General features: G+C 61.6%; 23 protein-coding genes and 1 tRNA gene. 7 read left to right on the top strand and 17 right to left on the bottom strand.

Annotation, left to right across the window (positions count from 1 at the left end; all coding sequences use genetic code 11):
• Positions 1-95: 95 nt before the first annotated feature.
• Together fmt and def are read right to left on the bottom strand one after the other, a co-directional pair.
• Positions 96-1,085, bottom strand: coding sequence for a methionyl-tRNA formyltransferase (gene fmt / locus PW947_RS13140; RefSeq protein ID WP_299632564.1), 990 nt, complete (start codon positions 1,083-1,085; stop codon positions 96-98).
• Between the two features lie 29 nt (positions 1,086-1,114).
• On the bottom strand, positions 1,115-1,618 hold the full coding sequence (gene def / locus PW947_RS13135) for a peptide deformylase (RefSeq protein ID WP_299632562.1): 504 nt from the start codon (positions 1,616-1,618) through the stop codon (positions 1,115-1,117).
• A gap of 279 nt (positions 1,619-1,897) precedes the next feature.
• On the opposite strand from def, the gene dprA reads away from it, so the two are divergent.
• The 3 genes from dprA (at position 1,898) to PW947_RS13120 (ending at position 6,327) form a co-directional block, all read left to right on the top strand.
• The gene (gene dprA, locus PW947_RS13130; protein WP_299632560.1) at positions 1,898-3,037 is read left to right on the top strand and encodes a DNA-processing protein DprA; all 1,140 of its coding nucleotides are present in this window, start codon (positions 1,898-1,900) and stop codon (positions 3,035-3,037) included.
• Positions 3,038-3,092: 55 nt separating this feature from the next.
• Positions 3,093-3,470, top strand: a complete 378-nt coding sequence (locus PW947_RS13125) for a thioredoxin family protein (RefSeq protein WP_299632558.1) — start codon at positions 3,093-3,095, stop codon at positions 3,468-3,470.
• Positions 3,471-3,660: 190 nt separating this feature from the next.
• Positions 3,661-6,327 carry a DNA topoisomerase III gene (locus PW947_RS13120; RefSeq protein ID WP_299632557.1) on the top strand — a complete coding sequence of 889 codons (2,667 nt, stop codon included), beginning with the start codon at positions 3,661-3,663 and terminating at the stop codon, positions 6,325-6,327.
• A gap of 149 nt (positions 6,328-6,476) precedes the next feature.
• On the opposite strand, the gene PW947_RS13115 is transcribed toward PW947_RS13120, so the two are convergent.
• The gene (locus PW947_RS13115; RefSeq protein ID WP_299632555.1) at positions 6,477-7,568 is read right to left on the bottom strand and encodes a LysR family transcriptional regulator; all 1,092 of its coding nucleotides are present in this window, start codon (positions 7,566-7,568) and stop codon (positions 6,477-6,479) included.
• 342 nt (positions 7,569-7,910) lie between these two features.
• On the bottom strand, positions 7,911-9,779 hold the full coding sequence (locus PW947_RS13110) for a phosphoenolpyruvate carboxykinase (GTP) (RefSeq protein ID WP_299632553.1): 1,869 nt from the start codon (positions 9,777-9,779) through the stop codon (positions 7,911-7,913).
• 362 nt (positions 9,780-10,141) lie between these two features.
• Between PW947_RS13110 and PW947_RS13105 the strand changes: the two genes are divergently transcribed.
• A complete protein-coding gene (locus PW947_RS13105; RefSeq protein WP_299632550.1) occupies positions 10,142-11,155 on the top strand; it encodes a D-2-hydroxyacid dehydrogenase family protein in 1,014 nt (337 codons plus the stop codon).
• A gap of 124 nt (positions 11,156-11,279) precedes the next feature.
• Here PW947_RS13105 and PW947_RS13100 read toward each other — a convergent pair whose 3' ends face one another.
• Entirely contained in the window at positions 11,280-12,146 is an 867-nt protein-coding gene (locus PW947_RS13100) for a patatin-like phospholipase family protein (RefSeq protein WP_299632548.1), read from the bottom strand.
• 88 nt (positions 12,147-12,234) lie between these two features.
• Entirely contained in the window at positions 12,235-12,639 is a 405-nt protein-coding gene (locus tag PW947_RS13095) for a PaaI family thioesterase (RefSeq protein WP_299632546.1), read from the bottom strand.
• 202 nt (positions 12,640-12,841) lie between these two features.
• Here PW947_RS13095 and PW947_RS13090 point away from each other — a divergent pair.
• Positions 12,842-12,917, top strand: a tRNA-Lys gene (locus tag PW947_RS13090).
• A gap of 112 nt (positions 12,918-13,029) precedes the next feature.
• On the opposite strand, the gene PW947_RS13085 is transcribed toward PW947_RS13090, so the two are convergent.
• The 5 genes from PW947_RS13085 to cadR all read right to left on the bottom strand — a co-directional run bounded on the left by PW947_RS13085 (position 13,030) and on the right by cadR (position 17,339).
• The gene (locus PW947_RS13085) at positions 13,030-13,824 is read right to left on the bottom strand and encodes an ABC transporter substrate-binding protein (RefSeq protein ID WP_299632544.1); all 795 of its coding nucleotides are present in this window, start codon (positions 13,822-13,824) and stop codon (positions 13,030-13,032) included.
• Positions 13,825-13,855: 31 nt separating this feature from the next.
• On the bottom strand, positions 13,856-15,010 hold the full coding sequence (locus PW947_RS13080) for a pyridoxal phosphate-dependent aminotransferase (protein ID WP_299632542.1): 1,155 nt from the start codon (positions 15,008-15,010) through the stop codon (positions 13,856-13,858).
• Positions 15,011-15,193: 183 nt separating this feature from the next.
• The gene (gene dbpA, locus PW947_RS13075) at positions 15,194-16,600 is read right to left on the bottom strand and encodes an ATP-dependent RNA helicase DbpA (protein WP_299632541.1); all 1,407 of its coding nucleotides are present in this window, start codon (positions 16,598-16,600) and stop codon (positions 15,194-15,196) included.
• A 17-nt stretch (positions 16,601-16,617) separates the two neighbouring features.
• The gene (locus tag PW947_RS13070) at positions 16,618-16,803 is read right to left on the bottom strand and encodes a hypothetical protein (protein ID WP_299632540.1); all 186 of its coding nucleotides are present in this window, start codon (positions 16,801-16,803) and stop codon (positions 16,618-16,620) included.
• A 107-nt stretch (positions 16,804-16,910) separates the two neighbouring features.
• On the bottom strand, positions 16,911-17,339 hold the full coding sequence (gene cadR / locus PW947_RS13065) for a Cd(II)/Pb(II)-responsive transcriptional regulator (RefSeq protein ID WP_299632539.1): 429 nt from the start codon (positions 17,337-17,339) through the stop codon (positions 16,911-16,913).
• A 79-nt stretch (positions 17,340-17,418) separates the two neighbouring features.
• Here cadR and PW947_RS13060 point away from each other — a divergent pair, with 79 nt between their 5' ends.
• On the top strand, positions 17,419-19,785 hold the full coding sequence (locus PW947_RS13060) for a heavy metal translocating P-type ATPase (protein ID WP_299632538.1): 2,367 nt from the start codon (positions 17,419-17,421) through the stop codon (positions 19,783-19,785).
• Positions 19,786-20,241: 456 nt separating this feature from the next.
• Here PW947_RS13060 and PW947_RS13055 read toward each other — a convergent pair whose 3' ends face one another.
• The 4 genes from PW947_RS13055 to PW947_RS13040 are packed head-to-tail and all read right to left on the bottom strand — an operon-like array spanning position 20,242 to position 22,641.
• Positions 20,242-20,925, bottom strand: coding sequence for a GNA1162 family protein (locus PW947_RS13055; RefSeq protein WP_299632537.1), 684 nt, complete (start codon positions 20,923-20,925; stop codon positions 20,242-20,244).
• Positions 20,922-21,377 (bottom strand): DUF4810 domain-containing protein, encoded by a 456-nt coding sequence (locus tag PW947_RS13050; protein WP_299632536.1) that lies wholly within the window; start codon positions 21,375-21,377, stop codon positions 20,922-20,924. The genes PW947_RS13055 and PW947_RS13050 overlap by 4 nt, the downstream gene beginning before the upstream one ends.
• On the bottom strand, positions 21,374-21,721 hold the full coding sequence (locus PW947_RS13045) for a hypothetical protein (RefSeq protein ID WP_299632535.1): 348 nt from the start codon (positions 21,719-21,721) through the stop codon (positions 21,374-21,376). Before PW947_RS13045 ends, PW947_RS13050 begins: the two co-directional genes overlap by 4 nt.
• Positions 21,722-21,723: 2 nt before the next feature.
• Positions 21,724-22,641, bottom strand: a complete 918-nt coding sequence (locus PW947_RS13040; RefSeq protein ID WP_299632534.1) for a CsgG/HfaB family protein — start codon at positions 22,639-22,641, stop codon at positions 21,724-21,726.
• Between PW947_RS13040 and PW947_RS13035 the strand changes: the two genes are divergently transcribed.
• Complete coding sequence (locus PW947_RS13035; RefSeq protein ID WP_299632533.1) at positions 22,640-22,888, top strand: hypothetical protein; 249 nt, start codon at positions 22,640-22,642, stop codon at positions 22,886-22,888. The two genes, PW947_RS13040 and PW947_RS13035, sit on opposite strands and share 2 nt — an antisense overlap.
• Positions 22,889-23,188: 300 nt before the next feature.
• Here PW947_RS13035 and eutC read toward each other — a convergent pair whose 3' ends face one another.
• Together eutC and PW947_RS13025 are read right to left on the bottom strand one after the other, a co-directional pair.
• Positions 23,189-23,980 carry an ethanolamine ammonia-lyase subunit EutC gene (eutC, locus tag PW947_RS13030; protein WP_299632532.1) on the bottom strand — a complete coding sequence of 264 codons (792 nt, stop codon included), beginning with the start codon at positions 23,978-23,980 and terminating at the stop codon, positions 23,189-23,191.
• Positions 23,977-25,371: an ethanolamine ammonia-lyase subunit EutB gene (locus PW947_RS13025; protein WP_299632530.1), complete on the bottom strand. Its 1,395-nt coding sequence runs from the start codon at positions 25,369-25,371 to the stop codon at positions 23,977-23,979. Before PW947_RS13025 ends, eutC begins: the two co-directional genes overlap by 4 nt.
• Positions 25,372-25,374 lie beyond the last annotated feature (3 nt).

The raw sequence follows: 25,374 nt of genomic DNA, 5'->3' as shown, positions 1-25,374 counted from the left end.
CTGGCCGAACGGTGGATGGCGGACGTGGCCGTCCGCCTGTTACCGTGTTTGCAGGGTTCGGTTCATGGCGTGTGCGGCCGTGGAACCGGCGCGGATCAGTCCGCGTCGGGAAGCTGGAAACGGTGTCCCGCTTCGAGCGTGGAACCGGCGAGAAACTCGCGAACCGGCAGGCGCTTGCCGCCCGGCTTTTGCAATTGCGTGAGACGCAGCGCGCCTTCGCCGCACGCAACCGTCACGCCATCCGGCGACACGTCGAGAATCGTGCCGGGTTCAGCCGTTTCGCCTGACGCTTCAACCGGCGCGGCTGCCCAAAGTTTCAGCGCAGTGCCGTCGCCGAGCGTGGCGACGCCGCCGGGGAACGGATCGAACGCGCGAATCTGACGGGCCAGCACGGCGGCCGGCTTGCGCCAGTCGAGGGCAGCCTCATGCTTGCCGATCTTTTCCGCGTAAGTCGTGCCGTGTTCCGGCTGCGGCGTGGACGCGAGCGCGCCGTGGCTTTGCAGTTCGTGCAATGCGTCGACGATCAGCGTGGCACCGGCTTGCGCGAGGCGATCGTGCAGCGTCGCGGTGGTGTCGTCGGCAAGAATGGGCGTGCGCACTTCGGAAATCATCGCGCCGGTATCGAGGCCCGCGTCCATCTGCATCAGCGTGATGCCCGTTTCGGCGTCACCCGCTTCAATTGCGCGATGGATCGGCGCGGCGCCACGCCAGCGCGGCAACAGCGAAGCGTGAATGTTGATGCAGCCATGCTTCGGGAGATCGAGCACTTCCTGCGGCAGGATCAGCCCGTAAGCCGCGACCACCATCACGTCGTGCGGCGTGTCGCGCAGCAGATCGAGCGCGGCGCTCGCCTCGGCCGGATATTTGCCGTTGCGACGCAGCGACGTCGGTTGTGCGACCGCGAGTCCGTGCTCCTGCGCATAGCGCTTGACCGGACTCGCCTGCAGTTTCATCCCACGTCCGGCCGGACGGTCCGGCTGTGTCAACACCAGCGGCACTTCAAAACCCGCGTCGTGAATGGCAGCGAGCGCCGCCGCGGCGAACTCCGGCGTACCGGCAAAAATGACGCGCAAAGACTGAGTCATGAATAAGAGCAGTGGGTGACGATGGGCGCTTACAGCGCGTGCACGAGCTTCTTCATCTTGCTCTTGATCCGGGTCTGCTTCAGCGACGACAGATATTCGACGAACACACGGCCCATCAGGTGATCCATTTCGTGCTGGATGCAGATGGCGAGCAGGCCGTCGCAATCCATCTCGAAGGTTTCGCCCTTTTCGTTCAGCGCACGCACGCGCACTTTTTCCGCGCGCTCGACGTTGTCGTAAATGCCCGGCACCGACAGACACCCTTCTTCGTTCAGCTTGCGCTCTTCGCTCGACCAGATGATTTCCGGGTTGATGAAGGCCAGCAGCTGGTCGTGCGCGTCGGAAACGTCGATCACGATCACGCGTTCATGCACGTCCACCTGCGTCGCCGCGAGGCCGACGCCGGGCGCGCCGTACATCGTTTCGGCCATGTCTTTGACGAGTCGGCGAATACGGTCGTTGACGACTTCGACGGGCTTCGCAATCTTGTGAAGCCGCTTGTCCGGGTAATTGAGGATGTTCAGTAAAGCCATGATCGTAGGTAGTTTTTTAGGCGCCGCGAAGGGGTGAGTGCCCGCCTGATTAGCCATTCGGCCAGCTTGTGAGGCCACCGTGATACGCACAGGATAGATGCTGACGAAGCCGATGGATTCAACCGCGCCACGCGCATTGAAAACATCGCGCAACGCCTGCTCGAGCTGGGCGCAAACGACGACTCCGCGCGGGCGGGCGCGGCGCAACAGTTATTTCGGATGATGAAAATTTTAGCATGGGGACTGTCCGCCCGCTGGCCGTGCTGGAGGAAGCGCCTGATGCACACCTTGCCCACCACCGACACCGAACTCGCCGCGTGGCTGCGCGTTGCCAACGCGCCAGGTCTCAGACCGGGCGCATTGCGCGCGCTATTGCAGCGCTTCGGCTTGCCCGCGACGATCCTCGCGCAGTCGTTCGAGATGCTCGCCATCGCCACCGACGAAGGGTCGGCGCGCGCCGTCCTCGCGCCGCCAGGTTCGGCCTTCACGCAACAGCTCGATGACGTGCTCGCGTGGCGCGAGTTGCCGGGCAACACCGTCGTCACGCTGGACGACCCCGTTTATCCGCCCGCGCTGCTGACGATGCCCGATCCGCCGGCGTTGCTATATGTAAAGGGACGCCTCGAACTGTTTCACACGAAAGCGGTGGCGATCGTCGGCAGCCGGAGCGCGACGCCGCAAGGCACCGAGGATGCGTACCGTTTCGCGCGGCATCTCGCGGACGCCGGCTTGACGGTCGTATCGGGCCTCGCACTCGGCATCGACGGCGCGGCGCATCGCGGCGCGCTGACCGCGCGCGGCAGCACGGTCGCGGTGATCGGCACCGGCGCGGACCTCGTGTATCCGGCCGCGCATCACGCGCTCGCGCGGCAGATCGCGGACCACGGCGCCATCCTGTCGGAATGGCCGCTGGGCACGTCGGCGCGGTCGTCGCATTTTCCGCAACGCAACCGGCTGATCGCGGGCTTGTCGGGCGGTGTGCTGATCGTCGAGGCAGCCATGCGTTCGGGTTCGCTGATCACCGCGCGTCTCGCCAACGAAATGGGGCGGGATGTTTTCGCGTTACCCGGTTCGATTCATGCGCCGCTGTCGCGGGGTTGTCATCGGCTCATCAAGCAAGGCGCGAAACTGGTCGAAACGCCCGACGAAGTTCTGGAGGAACTCGGTTTCATCGCCGTGCCGCCCGCCCCCGTCACGCCCGACGAAACCGCGCCGCCGACACATTCCGCAACCCATTGCGCCGATGCCGAACGTCTGCTCGCCGCGCTCGGTCATTCGCCGGTTACGCTTGAAATCCTCGCTGCCCGCACCGACATGGGCGACGCGGCGTTGCAAAGCACGTTGCTGCAACTGGAACTGGCCGGCCAGTTGACCGCGCTGCCGGGCGGACGTTTCACGCGCGCCGGGCACACCGGCTGAACGCGCATGCTACATTCGCGCCAAAGCACCTGATAAAAGTACGTAAGGACCCGCCATGCCCGCGCTGAATCTCGACACCGACAACGACCGGATCGCGGAGCGCATCAGCGACAACGCGACACTGTTCGTCGCCTGCCTGTGTGCCGAGTGGTGCGGTACCTGCCGGGATTACCAGAGCGCGTTCGACCGGTTGGCCGACGCGCATCCTGATATTTGTTTCGCGTGGATCGATATCGAAACGCACGCCGACCGTTTCGACGACCTCGATGTGGAAAACTTTCCTACCATTCTGATCGAAGACTCGGTGACAACGCGGTTTTTCGGCACCGTGCTGCCGCAAGCGGCGATCGTCGAACGGATGCTGGCCGATCTGACTGCCGTGCCCGGTATCAAGGGCGCGCCGAAGTTACGTCCGGCGCTGGTCGCCGCCTGAACCGAAACGGCTCCGGCAGGTCCGACGGACAACCATTCCGACGGCGTGCCCCACCCACCGACGGGCCATGACGAATGGCCGCTTTTTTCGGCACTTGACACGTGGCGCGAGCCGCGTGTGCTATAAAGCGGTCGTTAATGGGTCGCCAACCCAAGGTCGCAAACCCGGTTCTACCAACTGATATCCAGTCATGTCCAAAGCACTGATCATCGCCGAAAAGCCTTCTGTCGCGAACGACATCGCGAAAGCTTTGGGCGGCTTTACCAAGCATGACGAATACTTCGAAAGCGACGATTACGTGCTTTCGTCGGCGGTCGGCCATTTGCTCGAAATTGCAGCGCCCGAAGAATACGAAGTAAAACGCGGCAAATGGAGTTTCGCCAATTTGCCGGTTATTCCGCCGCATTTCGACCTGAATCCGATTGCGAAAAGTGAATCGCGGCTCAAGGTGTTGACGAAATTGCTGAAGCGCAAAGACATCGACCGCCTGATCAACGCATGCGACGCGGGGCGCGAGGGCGAGCTGATTTTCCGCCTGATCGCGCAACACGCAAAAGCCAAGCAGCCGGTCCAGCGTCTGTGGCTGCAATCGATGACTGCCGGCGCGATCCGCGACGGTTTCGCCCGTCTGCGCAGCGACGAAGAAATGCAGCCGCTCGCCGACGCAGCCCGCTGCCGCTCCGAAGCCGACTGGCTGGTCGGCATCAACGGCACGCGCGCGATGACCGCCTTCAACAGCAAGGGCGGCGGCTTCTTCCTGACCACGGTGGGTCGCGTACAGACGCCAACCTTGTCGATCGTCGTCGAACGTGAAGAGAAAATCCGCCGTTTCGTCCCGCGCGACTATTGGGAAGTGAAGGCTGAATTCGTCTGCGCGGCCGGTTTCTACGAAGGCCGCTGGTTCGACCCGAAGTTCAAGAAAGACGAGTTCGATCCGGAAAAGCGCGACTCCCGTTTGTGGAGCGTGCCCGCGGCCGAAACCATCGTCGCCGCCTGCCGCGGCCAGATCGGTACGGTGACGGAAGAATCGAAGCCGTCCACGCAACTGTCGCCGGCACTGTTCGACCTGACGAGCTTGCAACGTGAAGCCAACGGCCGCTTCGGCTTTTCGGCCAAGAACACGCTTGGCCTCGCGCAGGCGCTGTACGAAAAGCACAAGGTGCTGACCTACCCGCGTACCGACGCGCGCGCGCTGCCCGAGGACTACATCGAGACCGTGAAAAGCACGCTCGAGATGCTGAAGGAAAGCAACAACTACCTGCCGTTCGCGAAACAGGCGCTCGACAAGGGTTGGGTCAAGCCGAACAAGCGCATCTTCGACAACTCGAAGATCACGGATCACTTCGCAATCATCCCGACGCTGCAAGCGCCGAAAGCGTTGTCCGAGCCGGAACAGAAGCTGTACGACCTGGTCGTCAAACGCTTCCTGGCGGTGTTTTTCCCGCCTGCCGAATCTCGCGTGACGACCCGCATCACCGAAGTCGTCGGACATCACTTCAAGACCGAAGGCAAGGTGCTGGTCGAACCGGGCTGGTTGCAGATCTACGGCCGCGAAACCAGCGGCGAAGACGCGAACCTCGTCCAGGTGCAGAAGGACGAGAAGGTCAAGACCGACAAGATCGCCGCCCATCAACTGGTGACGAAGCCGCCCGCTCGCTACAACGAAGCCACGCTGCTGTCGGCGATGGAAGGCGCGGGCAAGCTGGTCGAAGACGACGAATTGCGCGAGGCAATGGCCGCCAAGGGTCTCGGCACGCCGGCCACGCGCGCGGCGATCATCGAAGGTCTGCTGGGCGAAAAGTATCTCGTGCGCGAAGGCCGCGACCTGATTCCGACCGCCAAGGCGTTCCAGTTGACCACGCTGCTGCGCGGTCTCGGCGTCGAAGAACTGACCGCGCCGGAATTGACGGGCGAGTGGGAACACAAGCTGTCGCAGATGGAGCGCGGCAACCTGAAGCGCGACGAGTTCATGCAGGAAATTGCCCGCATGACGCAAACCATCGTCAAGCGTGCGAAGGAATACGATTCCGACACGATCCCGGGCGATTACGCGACGTTGCAGACGCCGTGTCCGAATTGCGGCGGTCAGGTGAAGGAAAACTATCGCCGCTTTGCCTGTTCGAAATGCGAGTTCTCGATTTCGAAGATTCCCGGCGGCCGTCAGTTCGAGATCGTAGAAGTCGAAGACCTGCTGAAGAACCGTACGATCGGACCGCTGTCGGGTTTCCGCAGCAAGATGGGCCGCCCGTTCTCGGCCATTCTGAAGCTGTCGTTCGACGACGAAACGAAGAACTACAAGCTCGAATTCGATTTCGGTCAGGATTCCGGCACCGAAGACGGCGAACCGCCCGATTTCTCCGCGCAGGAAGCGGTCGGCGCGTGCCCGAAGTGCAAGGGACGCGTGTTCGAGCACGGCATGAGCTATGTCTGCGAGAACTCGGTCGCGAATCCGAAAACCTGTGACTTCCGTTCGGGCAAGGTGATCCTCCAGCAGGAAATCGCGCGCGAACAGATGGCGAAGCTGCTCGATGGCGGTCGTACGGATCTGCTGACCAACTTCAAGTCGTCGCGCACGGGCCGTAACTTCAAGGCGTTCCTCGTCAAACAGGGCGACGGCAAGATCGGTTTCGAATTCGAGAAGAAGGAACCGTCCGCCAAAACCGCAGCCAAGACGGCGGCGGCGAAGAGTGCTGCGGCGGCCGCCAAGGGCGCAGCCGAAGCGGAAGACGGCGACGTCGTGACGGAAGCGGCAGCACCGGCGGCAAAGAAGGTCGCTGCCAAAAAGGCGCCGGCTAAAAAGGCCGCGGCAAAGAAAGCACCGGCGAAGAAGGTCGCGGCGCGAAAGACGGGCTCGTAACACTCGGCCCTGGACGGGCGGCACGACGCGGGAAGTGAAGTTCCCGCATCGTCGTCGGCTGGACGGGCGGGCACAAAAAAAGGCGCAGTCACTGACGTGACTGCGCCTTTTTTATTCAGCGGCGCGCTTCCGACCCGCGCCGCCGACGATCACAACGGCGACAGCGCCGAATGCCGTCGAACCGGTGCCTTGGTCGGCGGCTTCGCCGGCAACTCGCTATCGAGCAGACGCGACAACGGCTCGGCGCCGTCAAAAGCCTCCGGGGGCATCATCTCCGATGCTTCCGCGGAGATCGCAGCACCCGGATTGCCCATGCCGTCCTTGATCCACTGTTCGCCCAGCAGGCTATTCGGCGTCTGGCTGAAATGCTCGACCAGATGATCGATGAACGTGCGGACCTTGGCCGGCAAGTGACGGCGGCTCGGGTACGCAATGTTGATCTCGACCTGCGGCAGACGGTAATCGCCGAGCAGACGCACCAGCTTGCCGCGTGTCATGTCACGACCGATCAGATAGCTCGGCAGTATCGCGATGCCCATTCCCAGCAACGCGAACTGACGCAGCATTTCCGTGTTGTTAGCGACTATCACGTTAGTCGGGCGCACGCGCACTTCGCCGTCCGGACCCGTGAACACGCGCTCGTCGCCCCAATATTCGGACGGCAGGCTCAGACACGGATGCTCGAGCAAATGCTCGGGACGCGTCGGCATGCCGTGCTTTTCGAGGTACGCGGGCGTCGCGCACACCGTCATGCAACCGGTGGTCAGACGTCGCGTGACGATGCTGGCGCTGCGCATCTGACGCGCAATCACGACGCCGACATCGAAACCTTCTTCGACCAGATCGACCTGGCGATCCACCAGCGTCACATCCGGAATCACCTTCGGATAGCGTTCGGCGTAGGTCTGCAACACCGGCGCGAGGTTATGAAGGCCGAACACCACGGGCGCAACGATGCGCAACGTGCCGACGGGTTCGTGGTTGCGCGCCACCACCATCTGCTCGACGTCCTCAAGCTCGTCGAGAATCTGGCGAGCGCGTTCGAGATAAACCTGACCCGACTCGGTCAACGAAAGGCTACGGGTAGTGCGATTCAGAAGTCGCGTTCCAAGGCGGCCTTCCAGATCGGCAACGTGGCGGGTGGCGACCGCGTTGGAGATATCCATCGCGCTGGCTGCGCGGGCAAAACTGCCGAGATCCGCCACTCGGACGAAAACTCGCATCGACTGCAAATGATCCATGAGACAACTCCTGCCGTAATACAGCTTCCCATCTATACGCGGGTAGCGAATTTGGAATTCTCCTACGACTCCCGAAAACGTGCAGAAGTTGCCTAAGGAAGCGCATTTTTTATTGAATTTGTGCCCACTATGCGCTACTTCGGTGCATTTCACCCCTTATTGTTCCTAACTTGGAAACAATATGCTGCAATGCAGCTAACATCAGCCGAATTGTTCGAACAGACTCGGGCCCGATTTCGACCCTAAAAGTGGCTAAAAAGCGTCAACGTAATTGTTACGAAAGAAAAAAAACCGCCCGAAGGCGGCTTTTTTGGTTAGCGACTACTTACATCGACGCCGAAATCAGCTTTCGAGGCGTCCTTCGAGCGAAGCCTTAGCGGCCTTCAACGCGTCCGGAAGCCCATGTTGCAGTGTGTCGAACAGCTCGCCGTGCAACGCGAGTTCGGCGCGCCACGCGGCATCGTCGACGGAAATGACCTGCTCGAACTGCTCGCGGGTGAAGTTCAGGCCGCGCCAGTCGAGGTCGTCGTAATCCGGCGACACGCCGAACGCATGGTCTTCGCCGTTCGCCGAGCCTTCGATCCGCGCAACCATCCACTGCAACACGCGCATGTTTTCGCCGAAACCCGGCCACACGAACTTGCCGTCCGGCCCCTTGCGAAACCAGTTCACACAGAAAATTTTCGGCAGCTTCGCTTGCAGCGCTTCGAGGCGCTTGCCGGTGTTCAGCCAATGACCGAAATAGTCGCTCATGTTGTAGCCGCAGAACGGCAACATCGCGAACGGATCGCGGCGCACCACGCCCTGTTGCCCCGCCGCCGCCGCCGTGGTTTCCGAGCCCATGGTCGCGGCCATGTAGACGCCTTCGACCCAGTTACGCGCTTCGGTGACGAGCGGCACGGTGGTCGAACGGCGACCGCCGAAGATAAACGCGTCGATCGCGACGCCCGCCGGATTCTCCCAATCAGGATCGATCGACGGACATTGCGAGGCTGGCGCGGTAAAGCGCGCGTTCGGGTGCGCCGCCTTGCGACCGGTTTCCTTCGCGATCTCCGGCGTCCAGTCCTTGCCCTGCCAGTCGATCAGATGCGCGGGCGCGTCGTCGGTCATGCCCTCCCACCAGACGTCGCCGTCGTCGGTCAACGCGACGTTGGTGAAGATCACGTTTTCCTTCAACGTCGCCATCGCGTTGAAGTTGGTCTTTTCGCTCGTGCCGGGCGCCACGCCGAAATAGCCGGCTTCCGGATTAATCGCGTACAGGCGTCCGTCCTGGCCCGGCTTGATCCACGCGATGTCGTCGCCGATCGTCGAAATCGACCAGCCGTTCATCTGCGCCGGCGGAATCAGCATCGCGAAATTGGTCTTGCCGCACGCCGACGGAAACGCGGCCGCGACATGATGCTTGTGCCCTTCCGGCGACGTAACGCCGAGGATCAACATGTGTTCGGCGAGCCAGCCTTCGTCGCGGCCCATCGTGGATGCGATCCGCAGCGCGAAGCATTTTTTGCCCAGCAGCGCATTGCCGCCGTAGCCCGAGCCGAAGCTCCAGATTTCACGCGACTCGGGAAAGTGAACGATGTATTTGGTGTCGTTGCATGGCCACGGCACGTCTTTGCGACCATCGACCAGCGGCGCGCCGACCGAATGCACGCATGGCACGAACTCGCCGTCGGTGCCGAGCACGTCGTACACCTTGCGGCCCATCCGCGTCATGATCCGCATGTTCGTCACGACATACGGGCTGTCGCTCAACTCGACGCCGATATGCGCGATCGGCGAGCCGAGCGGCCCCATCGAAAACGGCACGACGTACATCGTGCGGCCTTGCATCGCGCCGTCGAACAGACCGTCGAGCGTGCTGCGCATGTCGGCCGGTTCGATCCAGTTATTGGTCGGTCCCGCATCTTCGCGACGCTGCGAGCAAATGAACGTGCGATCTTCGACGCGCGCCACATCGGTCGGATCGGAACAGGCGAGAAACGAGTTCGGGCGTTTGGCGGGATTGAGCTTTGTCAGCGTGCCGGCTTCGACCATCTGCGCGCACAGGCGATCGTATTCCTCCTGCGAGCCGTCGCACCACACGACGCGTTCGGGCCGGGTCAGTGCGGCCACGCGCTGAACCCAATCGATCAGTTTTTTGTGTCTCACCCAATCCGGCGCCTGCACGCTGGATTCGAGAGTGGATTGACCTGCGATAGCGGGATGATTCATCGAGCTGTCTCCGTTTTGATTTAGCAAGAAAAACGGTACGAGCCCAAAAGACGCTGCACGCGAGAGGCGTTCAAACCCGCTTCGCCGGAAACCAGACGTAAGCAGGCGGCATGTCGTCCCTGGGCCAACACAGCCTGTTGCCGGTAGAGTGTCTGCAACCGTCTGTAAAGCGGCTTGCCTCACCGTGCAACAAACTGTTAAAAACGATGTCACTTAGCCGTAGCGTCGTGAGGCCGTCTTACGCGGCACTTCCACGTTAAGGCATTCACTCAGTTCTGCATGTGATCTATCTCACATTGGGACAGTCAGCTTAACACTCCGTTCCGCACCCGCATGGTGCACCGCAAAACACCCCCGACATCATGAAGATTGCCATCCTCGACGACTACCAGGACGCTGTTCGTAAGCTTGACTGCTTTCAATTGCTGGCCGACCACGAGGTCAAGGTATTCAACAACACCGTGCGCGGCCTCGGTCAGCTTGCCAGCCGCCTCGCGGAAGTCGACGCGCTGGTGCTGATCCGCGAACGCACGCGCGTGAACTCGCAACTGCTCGACAAGCTGCCGCGTCTGAGGATGATCAGCCAGACCGGCAAGGTATCGAGCCACATCGATCTGGCCGCCTGTAGCGAGCGCGGTATCGCGGTGCTCGAAGGCACCGGTTCGCCGATCGCGCCGGCCGAATTGACGTGGGCTCTCATCATGGCCGCGCAGCGCCGGATTCCGCAATACGTGGCAAACCTTAAGCAAGGCGCCTGGCAGCAGTCGGGGCTGAAGACGTCGGCATTGCCGCCGAACTTCGGTTTGGGTCAGGTGCTGCGCGGTCAGACGCTGGGTATCTGGGGTTACGGCAAGATCGGGCGATTGCTGGCGGGATACGGCAAGGCGTTCGGGATGAACGTGCTGATCTGGGGTCGCGAACACACGCGCGAAGCGGCGCTCGCCGACGGCTTCGCGGTTGCGGAAAGCCGTGAGGCGCTGTTCGAGCAAAGCGACGTGCTGTCGCTGCATTTGCGCCTGCACGACGACACGCGCGGCATCGTCACGACGCAAGACCTGCTGCGTATGAAACCGACCGCCCTGCTGGTCAATACGAGCCGCGCCGAACTGCTCGAAGAAAACGCGCTGCTGAATGCGCTGTCGCACAACCGGCCGGGTATGGTCGCAATCGATGTGTTCGAAAGCGAGCCGATCCTGCAGGGCTACAGCCTGCTGCGCATGGAAAACGTGATTTGCACGCCGCACATCGGTTACGTGGAACGCGAAAGCTACGAGCAGTACTTCACCGCCGCGTTCAACAACATCATCGCGTTTGATAACGGCGATCTGTCGAGCGTCGCGAATCCTGAAGCACTTCAGGGCGGACGTCGCCGGTAAGCGTTGTGTGAGGTGTCGCGTGTGATGACGGCGCGCGTTCGGCGATCTGCAACGATCCCGGACGCGCGCCGTTTTTGTTTGCAGCGATGTGTTTTCGGTGCTGCCCGACGCGCCGTCACGCGTTTCAGTCGTTCGCCGCGGCTTCCATCAGCTCGGGCATGCGCGTGAGGAACTGCTCGCCGTCCACGCGGCCGAGGTGATACGCATGTTGCATCTGCGATGGGCTGGTGTAATCCCAGCTCGAGATCGGCACCTTGCGCGACGGTTGCACATACAGACGTTGCTGCGTGCCGTGCGGCACGACGAACATCTGCGGACGCGGATAAAGCCGCGTGACCATCACGAGCACCATGCCGGGCGCATCGTCGAGCGCGCCGACGGGAACGTTGTCCACCATGCCGCCGTCGAGCACCGGCCGGCCGTTGCGCCGCAACACCGGCGTGAACGGCGGCGTACTCGACGATTGCAGGATCAGGTCGGCGAGTTCATCGACCGACGTGCAATCCTGTGCGCGCGCAAATTCCGGATGAAAACCGAGCGATTGACCGAGCGTCGGATGGAGCGTCTTGCGGACGTATTTTTCGATGTTGTAGGCGATCAATCCCGCCGCGACGGCGCTGCGCGCGCCGAGCCAGCGCGGCAGATGCGACACGCCGATACGGATTTCCGGTGAATCCTGCAATTGCGAAAACTTCTCGCCGTAGATATCGAGCAGCGCCTGCCGATAAATCCGGTAATGCGGAAATACCGATTCGCCGCGCAACAGATTGCCCCAATACGCGTTTCGCGTATTGCCGCGCAATGCTTTCTCGTAATAGCGCATCACCCATTCGGAATCGCGCGTGTAGAGCATGCACGCGGTGGCTGCGCCGGCCGAGATGCCGGTGATCACACGTGGCCGGATTTTCAGCTCCGGTTGCACGACATCCCAGAAACCTGCCTGCCACCAGCAGCGATTGCCGCCGCCCGCGAATACGACCTGATCGAACATCGGTGTTGTCCTTCGGATACCGCACGCGACGCCGCGATAAGTCGCGAAGCGTCCGGAATGTGGGCGTGCAGCGAAACGTGTGAGGGTGTTAGTTGAGAAGTGCGTAGGTGGTGGTCGCGTGGACGGCCATTTTGCCGTCTTCGTCGAATAGTTCGACTTCACCGAAAACCAGGTTGCGGCCCATTCGCAGCACGCGGGCGGTGATCGTCACGTCGCCTTTGCGAACGGCGCGCATGAAGCTGATGTTCATCGAGACGGTGGTCATTGGCTTGAAACCGCCGAGCGCCGCGCTGATCGCGACGACCATCACGGTGTCGGCCGCAGCCATGAAGACCTGACCGCAGATCACGCCGCCCGAATGACGCAGTTCGCCGGAAAACGGCAGACGCATGGTCACGCTATCTTCGTCCGCGCTGACCGGCGTCAACGACAGCGAGCGAACCCACGGCGCCAGCACGCGGTCGAGCAGCTCGGCGATTTCTTTGTCATCCATCCTTGGCCCCGGTTGCAGCCACGCGACATTTCGCGGGGCATCGTGTCGTCACATCATACCGGGACGTCTGCGACTCCGCGCTTTCGGAACATGGCTCGCGGACGTCGTTTTAGTGCGGTGAATCTTGACAGTTTTTTTAAGAAATCTGCTAAAGGGGGCTAGGCAAACTCTGAAAAGTGCTGCATAATCCGTCTTCTGTTTGGGGGCGTTAGCTCAGCTGGTAGAGCAGCGGACTCTTAATCCGTAGGTCGACAGTTCGAATCTGTCACGCCCCACCAAGTATTTAAAAACCCGGTCTAGCGAAAGCTGACCGGGTTTTTTCATTTCAGACCCAATACGATACGATCCACGCGCCGCTCAACTGAGCGACGCGAACCGCATCCACGCAAATCACTTCGGCGATACGTCGATATCGCCCAGGTACTTTTTCGCTAGCGCCTTCACCGTGCCGTCGGCCTGCACTTTGGCGATTCCCGCATTCAATTGCTCGCGCAACGCCTTATCGCCTTTGCGGATTCCATACGCAATTCCGCTTCCGAGAATCGTGTCGTCGCGTACCGGCTGACCGACAAACCCAAATCCTTTGCCATCGGGTTTAGACAGAAAACCCGTTTGCCCCGCCGGCGCCAGCACCAACGTCGCATCCAGCCGTCCGCCCATCAGATCCGCGTATACCTGGTTTTGATCCTGATACGAAACCACGTTCACGCCCGCCGGTTCCCAATGCGTTTTCGCAAACGTCTCCTGGATCGACGCCTGCAAGACGCCCACGCGTTTGCCTTTCAACGACGCCGCCGTCGACGTCAATCCGCTGTCGCTGCGCGCGATCAACTGCGATGGAACGCGATACACGACGCTCGTAAAATCGATCGCCTGACGACGCTTCTCCGTCGCATTCATCGCCGAATTGATCGCGTCGAACTTGCGACCCTGAAGCGCCGGAATCAATCCATCGAACGATGTTTCGACCCACGTGCATGTCAGATGCGCCGCCGCACAAACGGCTTTGCCGACGTCGATATCGAGTCCCTGCAATTCGCCGTTCGGCCCTTTCGATTCGAACGGCGGATATTGCGCTTCGAGTCCGAAACGCATCGAGGCGGCATCGGCCGCCATTGCGGGCCAGCACGCGGCCATCGATGCGCACGCCAATCCCGCCGCCAACAACCGCTTCACCCGTGTCATGTCGGTTTTGCCCTTGAGTGGAAACACCAAATCAGATTGCCCGAAGCCGCCGCGCGCCTTCGATCAACGTATCGTCGTCTTTCGAAAAACTCAGCCGGATCAACCCCGAATCCGTGCCGTCCGTATAAAACGCGGACAACGGAATCGTCGCGACTTGCGCGTCGCGGATCAAGCGCAAAACAAAATCGCTGTCGCTTTCGTCGGAGAAGTGCCTGAAGCGCGCGAGCAGGAAAAAGCTGCCTTCGCTCGGCAATAACTCGAAGCGCGAATCGCGCAATTCGCGCACGAGTAAATCCCGCTTTCGCTGATAAAACCCGGAAAGATCGAGATAACTGGACGGATCGGCCAGCGCGTCGGCAAATGCGTGCTGCATCGGCGTATCGGCCGAAAAAACCATGAACTGATGCACCTTGCGAATCTCGACCATCAATTCCGCCGGCGCAAAGCAGTAACCGACACGCCAGCCGGTCACGTGATACGACTTGCCGAACGACGACACGATCACGCTGCGCTCGGCCAGTTCCGGATAACACGCCATGCTCTGATGCTTCGCGCCGTCGAAGACGACGTGCTCATACACTTCGTCCGACAGAATCACGATGTCGGTATCACGCGTCAGCGCGCTCAGCCGTTCGATATCGGCGTGGCTGAACACCGTCGCGGTCGGATTGTGCGGCGAGTTGACGATGATCATCCGCGTCTTCGGCGTGATCGCCGCGCTGACTTCGTCCCAATTCACGCGGAAATCGTCGAGCGACAGCTTGATCGCGATCGGTGTTGCGCCCTGAAGGCGCACGATCGGCGCGTAGCTGTCGAAAGAAGGCTCGAAGTAGATGACCTCGTCGCCGGGGTGCACGAGCGCGCTGATCGCCGAATACAGGCCCTCGCTCGCGCTGGCGAGCACGGTGACTTCGGATGCGGGATCGTAGCGCGCGCCGTACAGGGTTTCGACTTTCGCGGCGAGCGCGTCGCGCAGCGGGCCGGTGCCGGCCATCGGGGCGTACTGGTTATGACCGGCGCGCATCGCATTCGCCACGCCGTCGATCAATTTCGGATCGGGCAGGAAGTTCGGCGCGCCTTGCGACAGATTCAGCGCGTCGTATTGCGCGGCCAGCTGGCCGATCACGGTGAAGATGGTGGTGCCTACGTCAGGCAGTTTTGAGCGGGCTTGCAAAGCGCTCTGCATGAAAAGTCTCCTTCTGACGACAACGCGGCGCATTGCGCACCGCGTTGCATTGATTGCTGATTAGGCATCAGCCAATACACCGTCACAATCGAAACTTTGTCATACGCGCCATGCGTTTATGTCATGGCGCTCGCGCAGGAAAGCGGCGAATCCGTCTGGCGGATCAGCCGCTCGACCTGTCGCTTATTCGTCCATCAGACGGACTTTGACTTTCTTGCCCTTCACCTTGCCCGCGTTCAGCTTGCGCAGCGCATCGCGCGCGACGCCGCGTTCGATCGCCACGTAAGTCGAAAACTCGGTCACGTTGATCTTGCCGATCTGCGAACCGCTGAAGCCGGCGTCGCCGGTCAGCGCACCGAGTACGTCGCCGGGACGGATTTTCTCTTTGCGGCCGCCCAGAATCTGCAGCGTTTCCATCGGCGGCAACAGCGGCTCGTTGCTCTGCGCGGTCAGCTCCGACACCGGATGCCATTCGACCTCGCGTTTTTGCGCCTGCTCGATGCCGCCCACGCGCCCCATCTCGTTCATGCTCGCGAGGCTCAGCGCCCAGCCTTCCTGATCCGCGCGACCCGTGCGGCCGATCCGGTGCGTGTGCACTTCCGGATCCGGCGTCACGTCCACGTTAATCACGGCTTCGAGTTGCGCGATATCCAGACCGCGCGCGGCGACGTCGGTGGCGACCAGCACGGAGCAACTGCGGTTCGCGAACTGGATCAGCACCTGATCGCGTTCACGCTGGTCGAGTTCACCGTGCAGCGCGAGCGCATGAAAACCCTGCGCCGCCAGTACGTCGAGCAAGTCGCGGCATTGCTGCTTGGTATTGCAGAACGCGATCGTGCTGACCGGACGGTAATGATTCAGCAACATGCCGACCGTATGCAGCCGGTCGTTTTCGGTGACTTCGTAGAAGCGCTGACGAATCTTGCTGTTGTCGTGACGCTCTTCGAGCTTCACTTCCTTGGGATTGCGCAGGAACTGCTGACTCAGCTTGCCGATGCCGTCCGGGTAAGTGGCCGAAAACAGCAGCGTCTGACGCTCCTTCGGACACTGCCGTGCAACCGTGACGATGTCGTCGAAGAAGCCCATGTCGAGCATCCGGTCCGCTTCGTCGAGCACCAGCGTGTTCAAGCCCTGCAACGCGAGACTGCCGCGTTCGAGGTGATCCATGATCCGGCCCGGCGTGCCGACGACGATATGCGCGCCGTGTTCGAGGCTGGTGGTTTGCGGACGCATCGGCGTGCCGCCGCACAGCGTCAGCACCTTGATGTTTTCTTCGGCGCGCGCGAGGCGGCGGATTTCCTGCGTGACCTGATCGGCGAGTTCGCGGGTCGGGCACAGGACCATTGCCTGCACGGCGAAGTTGCGCACGTCGAGGCGCGACAGCAGCGCCAGCGCGAACGCCGCCGTCTTGCCGCTACCGGTTTTGGCTTGCGCGATCAGATCGTGGCCGGCCAGCGCGATCGGCAGGCTGGCCGCCTGGATCGGCGTCATGTCGACATAGCCGAGTTGCGTCAGGTTCGCGAGCGTCGCGGGCGGCAACGCCAGCGTACTGAAAGGCGCGCCCGGCGCGGCGGTCGTGGGGGTGTTCATGTGAGTGATCCGATGGCTTAGATGAAAGGACGGCCGTCGATCTGCTCGTAGACCACCGTGCCGTCGTCGGCGTCGAAACGCTCGACGTAATTGCGTGCGCCGCACATCGGGCAACGGAACAGCAGGCCCTGGCCTTCGTTCTTGATGACGACGTCGGATTCTTCCCACTGCGCGTCGCAGGGCTGGTTTCTACAGGTAAACACGTTGCTTCTCCAACTGGATTCGGTGATGTGTGAGGCGTTGCGACAGGCAGCGGCAACGCCTTTTTCGATTCGACGGCTCAAAACCTGGACGACGACGACGCTTGCTTTCAGCCCAGATGCGTGTGACGAGTGCGCACGGGAACGTCCATATCGGTGAGCCCGTGGACGATGCCGCAGTCGTCGACCGCCTGCTCGCCGTGGCATTGCTCGCGCAAGGTCGTCAGTTGCACTTTCAGCTGCTTGAGTTCTTCGATCCGCATATCCACATGTGAAATGTGCTGATCGATTAGTGCGTTGATGGCGCCGCAACCGCCTTCCTGCGCGTCGGTCAGGCGCAAAAGGCCGCGAATTTCGTCGTGCGTCATGTCGAGCGCACGGCAATTGCGAATAAAACGCAGTCTTTCGACATGCTTCGCAACGTAACTCCGGTAATTCGCTTCGGTGCGTTCCGCTTCGGGCAACAGCCCTTCTTTTTCGTAAAAGCGGATGGTTTCGGTCGTGCAGTGGGCAATCTTCGCGAGTTCGCCAATCTTCATGGAGCCTCCGGATTGCGGCCTTGACCTTGTAGTGGCTTCAAGGTGTTTACTAGACCACAAATTCAGCAAGGAAGCCATCATGAGTATCGCAAAGCCGTCCCACGAACATCCCGATCCGCTGCAAGCGTCGCACCAAAAAGCGTTGGAAAATCACGCACATCGGCACGATTCGGGGTCTGCGCATGATTGCGGGCACGACCATGATGCGCACGATCACACGGGACACGATCATTCCGCCGATGCCCACGAAGCGGCCCACAGCCACGACCACGACCACGGCGCGTGCTGCGCCGCTGCGCCGGTCGCCGCCTCCACGGTCGAGCTGGCCGTCACCGGCGACAGCGTTCGCACCGCCATCCGCATCACGCAGATGGATTGCCCGACGGAAGAAGCGCTGATCCGCAAAAAACTCGGCCGGATGGCGGACGTGCGCGGGCTGGACTTCAACCTGATGCAACGCGTGTTGACCGTGGTTCACGCGCCCAACGCGCGCGATTCGATCGTTTCGGCGGTCCGATCGCTCGATTTCACGCCCGAAGTCATCGAAGCCGACGCGCCGCCGACCGAAGCGCCCGTCGCACCGCCCAAGCCGTGGTGGCCGCTCGCGCTCGCCGGTGTTGCGGCCGTCGGCGCGGAAGCGGCAAGCTGGCTGGGCGCTCCGGCCTGGATTCCGGCCGCGCTGGCGATCGTCGCGATCGTGTCGTGCGGTCTGAACACGTACCGCAAAGGCTGGCTCGCGATCCGCAACGCCAATCTGAACATCAATGCATTGATGAGCATTGCCGTGACCGGCGCGCTCATCCTGCGTCAATGGCCGGAAGCCGCCATGGTGATGGTGCTGTTCACGATCGCCGAGCTGATCGAGGCCAAATCGCTCGATCGCGCGCGCAACGCCATCAAGGGCCTGATGCAACTGACGCCCGAACAGGCCACGGTCAGACAGCCCGACGGCAGCTGGATCGAGCAGGACGTGAAATCGATCGGCGTCGGCGATGTCGTGCGGGTCAAACCCGGCGAGCGGATCGGACTCGACGGCGACATCGTGTCGGGCCGCTCCAGCGTGAACCAGGCGCCGATCACCGGTGAAAGCCTGCCTGTGGATAAGTCCGAAGGCGACGCCGTGTTCGCGGGCACGATCAACGCATCCGGCTCGTTTGACTATCGCGTGACGGCGGCGGCGAACAACACCACGCTCGCCCGGATCATCCACGCAGTCGAGGAAGCGCAAGGTTCGAAAGCACCCACCCAACGGTTCGTCGATCAATTCGCGCGCGTCTATACGCCGATCGTGTTCGCGATCGCGCTGGGATTCGCGGTTCTGCCGCCGCTGCTGTTCGGCGGTGCGTGGCTCGACTGGATATACAAGGCGCTTGTGATGCTGGTGATCGCGTGTCCGTGCGCGCTGGTGATTTCGACGCCCGTGACCATCGTCAGCGGTCTTGCGGCAGCGGCGCGCAAAGGCATTCTGATCAAAGGAGGCGCGTATCTGGAACAGGGCCGTCAGCTGAAGTGGCTCGCGCTCGACAAGACCGGCACGATAACGCACGGTAAACCGGTCCAGACAGCGTTCGAATTGCGCGCCGCCAACGCCGACGCAGCACGCACGCGCGCACTGGCCGCGAGTCTTGCCGCCCGCTCGGACCATCCGGTATCGACGGCGATTGCGCAGGCGGCCCAAAGCGATTCGGTCGACATGCTGACAGTGGATGCATTCGAAGCGTTGCCCGGCCGTGGCGTCAAAGGCGTGATCGACGGTCGCGAATACTGGCTCGGCAATCATCGGCTCGTCGAAGAACTGTCGCGCTGCTCGACCGATCTCGAAGCGCGACTCGACACGCTGGAGCGCCAGGGCCAAACCGTCGTGATGCTGATCGACGCCGAACGCGTGCTCGCGTTGTGCGCAGTCGCCGATACGGTGAAGGACAGCAGCCGCGACGCGATTGCGGAACTGCACGCGCTCGGCGTGCAAACCGCGATGCTGACAGGCGACAACCCGCACACGGCCGAAGCGATCGCGCAACAGGTCGGGATCGACGAAGCGCGTGGCAACCAGTTGCCGGAAGACAAGCTCGCGGCTGTGATCGATCTGTCGAAAAACGGTGTGCGGGTCGGGATGGTCGGCGACGGAATCAACGACGCGCCCGCGCTCGCTCGCGCCGACATCGGTTTCGCGATGGGCGCGATGGGCACCGACACCGCAATCGAAACCGCCGACGTCGCGCTGATGGACGACGATCTGCGCAAGATCGCGCTGTTCATCCGGCTGTCGAAAGCCACGCATTCGGTGCTGGTGCAGAACATCGCGCTCGCGCTGTCGATCAAGGCGGTGTTTCTCGTGTTGACGCTGATCGGCATGGGCACGATGTGGATGGCCGTGTTCGCCGATGCGGGCGCGAGTCTGCTGGTAGTAGCGAACGGACTGCGTTTATTGAGGAAAGCGGCGTGATCCGGCGAAGCTGAGCGTAGTGAAGAAAACACCCTTTGCCAGGCCATTGCCCGATCGCGCATTGCCCTGCTTTGCCGTCGAGCGGAGTTATCCTCTGGTTGTTTACGTCTTTGTATATATACGTAGTAGCAGTTAACAAGCTGCACGCTTTTCTGTGGATAACCCCGAACTTCGTCGTCAAATCAATGCGATGGGAAATCCATAACCCTGCGCGCCAAAGTGGGACAGCGCGCCTGGAAAAAGGACAACTTTGCGGGCGACGTATACACGGCGCGAGTTATCAAGGTTTGGTCCACATCTAGTGCAGTGATGAATCCCATAGTTATCCAGAGGCGTCTGTGGATAACCAGGCTATTTTTCGCGTCGGTTTTGAAAACGGCGTCGTAAAACGAAAACGGGCGGCCCAAAGGCCGCCCGCTTCAACTTACCCGCCGCAACGATGCGGGTTCAGCGCGTTCAATACGACGCGTTGTCTTGTCCATACGACTTGTCGTACGGGCCTGCGGGCAAACCGGTTCCGATCAGATCCACGGCGCGCAGATTGGCCTGGCGCGCGAGCGGAATGTAGTTCGGTTTGGCTTTCTGGACGGCTGCCGTCACCGCCGCGGAAATCAGATCGCCGAGCAGGTTGCCCGTATTCGCCGCTTGCGGCGCGTATTGCAGCGACTCATGGTTTTTCCACAATTCCTCGCCGGTCGTGCCGCTTTTCAGCGAGTAATCCAGTTCGACCGTCGTCACCGTTTTCAGCATCATGTATTGCGACTGCCACCGCTTGATGCGGATATACATGATCGCGTCCGCGCCGAACATCTTGCCCAATGCAGTCGGATCGCTCGCATGGACCATGTTCGCGTCGGACAGGCCGTCGTCGGACATGACTTTCTTCGTCAGGTTGACCGGGAACACGTAGTAACCGCGCTCGGCCAGCGGACGCGCGATCGTCGACAGGAAGAAGTCGGGCGCATCGACGTCCACGCTCTCGTTGACCACCGGCACCACCAGAATCGAATGCGGCGCGGCAGCGCGGAATGCGCTGTAGTCCGCGTGCTTGTTCGCGGTCTTGAGCGGCACGCAGGCCGCCAGCGCGGCGACGAGCGCAGCGGCACACGCTGCACGGAACAGGGATCGGATCGTCATCATTTGTTCTGGGTCAGGTTGGCCGCAGCGGCGTTGGTCGACAGGACGGGCGTCGTTGCGTCACCCGTCTTGCTGCTTTTGTCAGCGGGCCTGGATGCGGACGAGGACGCGAGGCGAATCATGTTCGTCATCAGCACCGACGATTCCGGCCACGTCGATTTCTCTTTCTCGAAGAATGTCGTCGCGGCGGCGTTGTCGCCCGCTTCGTACATCAGCTCGCCATACTCGGCGTACATGCCGGGCGGGACCTTCTTTCCAGCGGATTCCGACGCCTGAATCGCCGACAGCAGCTTGTCCGCGAATGCCCGGCTCGTGGCCGGCGTCTGGTAGTAGTTGTACATCGCCGACTCGTAGTCGCCCCAGTTGTACTTCGCGACCTGTTGCTGCGCGCAGCCCGTCGCCAGCGCGAGGAGCGCCATCGCGCCCGCGCCCTTCATCCATGTACCGATCATCATTGCGTGCCTCCGTTAGCGACATCCACCTTGATCGTCTCGCCCGAGGTCGCGAAGACCTTCTTGCGCAGGACGATCTGTTCGTTGCGTCGTACTTCCACCGTGTGCGCGCCCTCTTCGACCGTGAGTACGTGCTGGACGCCGTCATACGACGACGCCTGACCGATCACCGTGCCGTCGAGCATCAGCGATGCATCCGATGGCGCGCCGATCAGCGCGAGCGTCGGACGTGTGCCGCCCGATTCGACCTTCGATTGCGGCAGCGCGCAGCCACCGAGAACGGCTGCGCCGAGCGCGCACGCCAGCCACGCGCCACCGATGCGCGTCGTGATTCGAGTTGTCCGCATGCTTACTCCGCGACGTAGTAATTGGCCGCGCCCTTGGTGGGAATCGTGCCGCTCGTGACCTGCGTCACCGAGCCTTCGTTGGTTTCGTTGTCGCCGAAGGAACTGACGACGCGCAGTGTGGCGACGGGTGTCGCGGGCAACGCGATCTGGAAGCCGGTCTGTCCGCTTTGCACGGATTCGCCCGGTTTGAAAACGCGCAGCGTCGCGCCCGGCTGGATGCCCTGACGCGGGCCGCCGGTGATGAACACGGTGCTGCCGTCGGCCTTGAGGATGTCGGTGCGCCACGGGCGTTCGTTGAGCCGGGTCATCATCGCGCCGATCACATCGGAGATCGCTGCGGAAATGGCCTTGTCGTTCAAGGTGCCGTCGTAATCGGCGCGGCTGCCGAAGCCCGCGATTTCGCCGGATTCGGTCGAGGCGTCGCCGCTGCCTTGCGCCGAGAAAAACACATAGCCGGTCTTCACATCGACGAGACGCAGTTCGACTTTGGCGTGCGCGGTCTGGATCTTGGTCGAACTGAGGAAGCCTGCCTTGCCGGTCGTACCGCGACCGAACTCGGTGACGGAGCCGAGGATCAGCGTATCGACGCCGATCATCTTGCCGTCTTTCAACAGCCCTTGTTCCGCAGCGACCTTACCGAGGTCGGGGCGCTCGAAAACCATGAACTCTTTCGACTGGACGAGACGGGCGGCGAGAATATCGCTGGCCTGTTTGCCGAGCGGATCGAGGCTGGCGTCGGTGACGAAGGTGCGGCCATAGCGCGTTTCGTTCGTAAACCGGCCAATCGCAATTTTGCGTTTGAAGGTTTTAAGCGCGGGCGTGGCCTGCGATTGCTGAGCGGCGGTTTGCTGGACGCGCGGTTGAGGCGCTTCGACCTTGGCCGGCTGATCGGAAACGGTGGCGCAACCCGTCATAGCCATGACGAGCGTCACGGCGCATGCAATACGTGTTTTCATTTTCCCCGGAATAGACAGAGTGTTATCGGCGATCGACCGGCCGTTTTCGATGGACGAAACCGGCGCGGAAAGGCGCTTTGGATTTTTACTCTGGCGGGCTTATCGGCGATTCGCGATCGGTTTGATTCGCGGAATGTCTTTTTTATTCAAAGCGTTCCGTGAAGTCCACCACATCATGAAAAGCGAATTAATCGACCTGCCTGCTGTTTAGCGGCAAGTCACAGGAAATCTTAAGAAATATTTTAGTCTTACGGCAGAAAACATCTTTATCAACCGGGTGTCCGAAGATGCCAGAGAATCGCAATCGGCGATGCGTTGCGTTTGAGAATGATTGTTGTAGGGACAGGGTTGGACGGCTTGTTCAGCAAGGCACGGCGTTCAAACCGGGCTTACTGTCCTTGAGTAAACTGATTTATCAAAGATCGGTGAACTTGCGATGCAAGCGCCGATACCCGAGTTATCCACCGGCCGCTGTGAATAACCTCGATTAGAAAGGCCGGTATTGGGATTTTTATGTCTTGTTTTCAATGCTTATCGCATTCTGCGCATCTGTGGAATGTTCGAGCGACGCGTCGCTATCGTCCTTCAGATCCACGCCCGTCAGGCCCAAACGGCGTGCATGGGTGAGCAGATAATGCAGTTTGTGGGCGGCCAGCGGGTAACTCAAGCCTTCGGGCCGAACGTTTGAAATGCAATTGCGCTGCGCATCGCTGCAACCCACTTTCGGGGCGTAAGTGAGATAGATGCCCAGGCTGTCCGGCGAACTCAAACCCGGCCGTTCGCCGATCAGCATCACGACGATTTTCGCCTTCAGCAATTCCCCGATCTCGTCGGCGAGCGCGACCCGCGCCTGTCGCGCGACCACCACCGGACCGAGTTTCCAGTCGGAAAGACGCGGCAGCATCGCTTGCAGGAACGGGATGGACTGCTTGCCCGCCGCGAGCGCCGACAAGCCGTCGCCGATCACGAACACCACCTCCGACGGTTCGATCGCGGTACTCGTCAGCACGGCGCGGCTGTCGTCCGACAGACGACGGCCGAGATCCGGCCGACGCAGATAGTGATCCCGATCCGGCGCCGCGCTATGCACTTCGAGCGTGCTGTGACCTAGCGCGCGCAACCCCGTGTGCAACGCATCGGCGTCGAGCGGCTGATGGACCGCGTCGCGGGCCTGCGCATGCGACAGGTTGAACGCGAGCAGCGCATCGGTGGGCAAGCTGTTGCCCGCGCGCCCCAGCGCAATGCGCGCGTTGGTGAACTGGCGCAGCGCGCTCCACGAATTCTTCTCGACCGGATCGTTCATGCGATGCCCATCCATTCGCTCGCGCCTTCGAGCAGCGGTTGACGTGTCGAGCCGCTGATGAGTGCGCCGCGTGCGTCGGCAATCTGCATCGACTCGAGCCATTCTTCGAACTCGGGCGCGCGCCGCAGACCGAGCACGTCGCGCACATAGAGCGCGTCGTGGAACGACGTGCTCTGGTAGTTGAGCATCACGTCGTCGGCGCCGGGCACGCCCATGATGAAGTTGATACCGGCGACGCCCAGCAGCGTCAGCAGGTTATCCATGTCGTCCTGATCGGCTTCCGCGTGGTTCGTATAGCAGATATCGCAACCCATCGGCACGCCGAGCAACTTGCCGCAGAAATGGTCTTCCAGGCCGGCGCGCGTGATCTGCTTGCCGTCGTACAGATATTCCGGGCCGATAAAGCCGACGACCGTATTGACGAGGAACGGGTTGAACGCGCGCGCGACCGCATAGGCGCGCGCTTCGCAGGTTTGCTGATCGACGCCGTGATGGGCGTCGGCGGACAACGCGCTGCCCTGGCCGGTTTCGAAGTACATCAGGTTGTTGCCGACCGTGCCGCGCTTCAGCGATTGCGCGGCCTCGTGCGCTTCGTGCAACAACGCGAGGTTGATGCCGAAGCTGGCGTTCGCCTTTTCCGTGCCGGCGATGGACTGAAACACCAGATCGACCGGTGCGCCTTTGCCGATTGCGGTGATCGTGTTGGTGACATGTGTGAGCACGCAGGATTGCGTCGGGACCGCGTACTTCTGGCGGAACTCGTCGATCATCTTCAGCAGCGTCGTGATCGCGGCGAGGCTGTCGGTAGCGGGATTGATGCCGATCAGCGCGTCGCCGCAACCGTACATCAAGCCGTCGAGCATCGACGCGGCGATGCCTTTGACGTCGTCGGTGGCATGGTTGGGCTGAAGCCGCACCGACAGATGTCCGGGCAAGCCGACGGTGTTGCGAAAGCGCGTGACGACCGGTCGCTTTCGCGCAACGGCGATCAGATCCTGGTTGCGCATCAGCTTGGAGACGGCCGCGACGAGTTCGGGTGTGAGCGCGTGGGTGATGCGTTCGAGCGCGGCGGTATCGGTCGAAGTCGCGAGCAGCCAGTTGCGGAAGTCGCCGACCGTGAGATGCGAGATTTCGGCGAAAGCGGCGGCATCGTGCGTATCGTGGATTAGCCGCGTGATCTCATCCGATTCGTACGGGATCACGGCTTCGGACAGGAAGGTTTTCAGGGGAACGTGCGACAACGCGATTTTCGCGGCGACACGTTCCTCTTCGGACGCGGCGGCGATACCGGCGAGCTGATCGCCGGAGCGCTGCGGGCTGGCCTTGGCCAGCAGCGTTTTCAGGTGGGCGAAACGGTAGGTCCGGACGCCGATGGTGGCGGTATAGCTCATGCG

Origin of the sequence: Paraburkholderia sp., assembly GCF_028283785.1 — a bacterium.
Classification (GTDB): domain Bacteria; phylum Pseudomonadota; class Gammaproteobacteria; order Burkholderiales; family Burkholderiaceae; genus Paraburkholderia.
This window is presented reverse-complemented; position numbering and strand designations above follow the sequence as displayed.